Raw genomic sequence first — 3049 nt, forward strand, 5'->3', positions numbered from 1 at the left:
CTTAATTTTTGTTTCTTAAAACTCCGGTATAGTTTTTCAATTGTATTACTCATTTTTACCACAACAATATTTGTATTTCAACCCACTTCCACAAGGACAGGGATCATTTCTTCCTATTTTTTTCTTCTTTTCCCTTCCTTCTTCCTGCAATTTTTCCCTTTTAATAAAAGATGGATTTTTTATTGAATTACTAACCATGGGAGCAGGTCTTTCTCTTCTCACCTGGCTAATACCTCGAGGTTCTTCTTTTTTTATTCTGACTTTATAAATAAATTTAACTACCTCTTCTTTTATACTGTTTACCATATCTTGAAACATATTATGGGCTTCAAAATGATATTCCATTAAAGGATCTTTCTGCCCATAAGCCCTTAATCCTATCCCTTGCTTTAATTCATCTAAACGTCGTAAATTATCTTTCCATTCTCGATCTACAACCCGTAGTACAATCATTGTTTCAATCTGTCTCATCAAAGGTGAGGTAAATTCATTTTCTCGTAATTCATATATTTTAAAAGCCTTTTCGTTTAAAATATCTTGTAATTTAGAAATAGATAATTTGGGGATTTCCTCTTTTGGAATAGCTAATGAAAAAGAGAAGATTTGGTCAATATGTTCTTTAAGTCCTGACCAATCCCATTCTTCGGGATATATTTCTTTATTAGTATAGTTTTTTAAGATATTTTCAACTGTATCTTTTACCATTTCTAAAATATATTTTTTAATATCTTTACTTTCTAAAACCATTCTCCGTTGTTCATAGATTACTTTTCTCTGGTATTCCATTTCATTATCAAAATCTAAAAGTTGTTTTCTTATTTCAAAATTCCTACCTTCTACTCTCTTCTGCGCACTTTCTATCGATTTAGTAATCAAAGGATGTTCAATGGGAATATCCTCCTGCATGCCCAATTTTTCCATAATTCCAGAAATCCGATCAGAACCAAAGAGTCGCATAAGATCATCTTCTAAAGAAAGAAAAAAACGGGAAGAACCAGGATCTCCTTGTCTTCCTGATCTCCCTCTTAATTGATTGTCGATACGTCTACTTTCGTGTCTTTCTGTTCCAATTACATGTAAACCCCCTAATTCAGCCAACCCTTTACCTAAGACAATATCAGTTCCTCGTCCAGCCATATTAGTAGAAATAGTTACCCTCCTCTCTTGACCTGCTTGAGCAACTATTTCTGCCTCTCTCTCGTGATTTTTTGCATTTAAAACATTATGTTCAATATTCTCTTTTTTCAATAATTTACTTAATCTTTCAGACTTATCAATCGATACTGTCCCTACCAAAATAGGTCTCCCTAGATTATGAATTTCAACTATCTCTCTAATAACTGCTTTAAATTTTTCTCTTTCAGTTTTATAGATTATATCTGAGTAATTATATCTAATTAATCTTCTATTAGGAGGAATAACTACTACCGGTAGATTATAGATGTGGATAAATTCTTCCTCCTCAGTCTTAGCAGTTCCGGTCATACCAGCAAGTTTTTTATATAATCTAAAATAATTCTGAAAAGTTATAGTAGCCAAAGTTTGATTTTCACCAGCAATTACTACTCCTTCTTTTGCTTCAATGGCTTGATGAAGACCATCACTATATCGTCTTCCAAACATCAATCGACCAGTAAATTCGTCTACAATAATCACTTCTCCATTTTTTACTATATAATCAACATCTTTCTTGAATAATCTTTGTGCCTTTAAAGCCTGGATAATGTGATGTTGTATATTCATATTATTTTCATCATATAGATTATTTATCTGTAACAATCCTTCAATGTGGGTGACTCCTTCTTCGATTAGAGCAACCGTCTTTTCTTTCTCATATAGTTTATAATCTGTATCTTCCTGTAACCGAGTAGCAATTCTGTTTATCTGTTCATATATCTTAGTTGATTCCTCAGAAGGACCAGAAATAATTAAAGGAGTCCTGGCTTCATCTATCAAAATACTATCCACTTCGTCAACAATAGCAAAATGATATCCTTTTTGAACCACATCCTCCAATCGAATTGCCATATTGTCTCTTAAATAATCAAAACCGAATTCATTATTAGTCCCATAGACTATAGCTGCTTCATAGGCTTTCTTCCGTTCATCGATGTTCATGTCATGTTGAATCAAGCCTACCTTTAATCCCAAGAATTCGTAAATTGTACCCATCCAATATCTATCTCGCTTAGCTAAGTAATCATTTACGGTAACGATATGAACATTACTACCACTTAAAGCATTTAAATACGCTGGCATTGTAGCCACCAATGTTTTACCTTCTCCAGTAGCCATTTCTGCTATCTTTCCTTGATGTAAAACCATTCCTCCAACAAGTTGAACGTCAAAAGGTCTCATTTTAGTAACTCGTTTGGCTACTTCCCGAACTACTGCAAAGGCTTCTGGGAGAATGTTATCTAGGGCTTCCCCTTTATTTAATCTCTCTTTGAATTCAGCAGTCTTGTCTTTTAATTCCCCATCATTTAATTTTGAAATATTTGGTTCATAACTATTTATCTTATCTACAATTGGTTGTAGCTTTTTTAATTCTCTCTCATTAGAATTGCCAAATATTTTTTTTACTAGCTCAAACATAATTATCTTTTCCTTTTCATTCTATTGTTTAAATTTTTATTTTTATGCTATCCGTGGCAATCTCATTATTAATCTAAAAACTTAAAGCGAAAAACGGAAAACTATAATTCAAAATTCAAAACCTATTTAGCGTATAGCGGGTAGCGTTTAGCGTATAGTAAATTAGTCGTTAGTTAAAACATAAACCCTATACAATATATATTTTGATTTCTGATTTTTATTTCTTTGCTACATACTATATACTCGATACTCGATACTAATTAGGTTTCTGGATTCTGTTCTTTCTTCAACATTGCATTTTGAATTAAACTAAATACTCCACAAAACATTAAAAAATCTCCAAAGCTTATTACTGAAGGATCGGGCAAGGGGGACGGTAAAGGAATAACATCGGCTAAAAATCTAAATAAGGTTTTTTCAGTTATCAGAGTATGAGTAACATAACTACCTTCTT

Annotated in this window: 2 protein-coding genes; both read right to left on the bottom strand. The window is 32.3% G+C overall.

Features of this window, described 5'->3' with window-relative positions:
* Positions 1-45: 45 nt before the first annotated feature.
* Positions 46-2595 (bottom strand): preprotein translocase subunit SecA, encoded by a 2550-nt coding sequence (gene secA / locus COZ07_RS07375; protein WP_406607928.1) that lies wholly within the window; start codon positions 2593-2595, stop codon positions 46-48.
* 260 nt (positions 2596-2855) lie between these two features.
* Positions 2856-3049 (bottom strand): DUF5317 family protein (locus COZ07_RS07380; protein ID WP_406607929.1); only part of this gene is annotated, 194 nt, incomplete at its 5' end.

Origin of the sequence: Candidatus Infernicultor aquiphilus, assembly GCF_002784285.1 — a bacterium.
Classification (GTDB): domain Bacteria; phylum Atribacterota; class Phoenicimicrobiia; order Phoenicimicrobiales; family Phoenicimicrobiaceae; genus Infernicultor; species Infernicultor aquiphilus.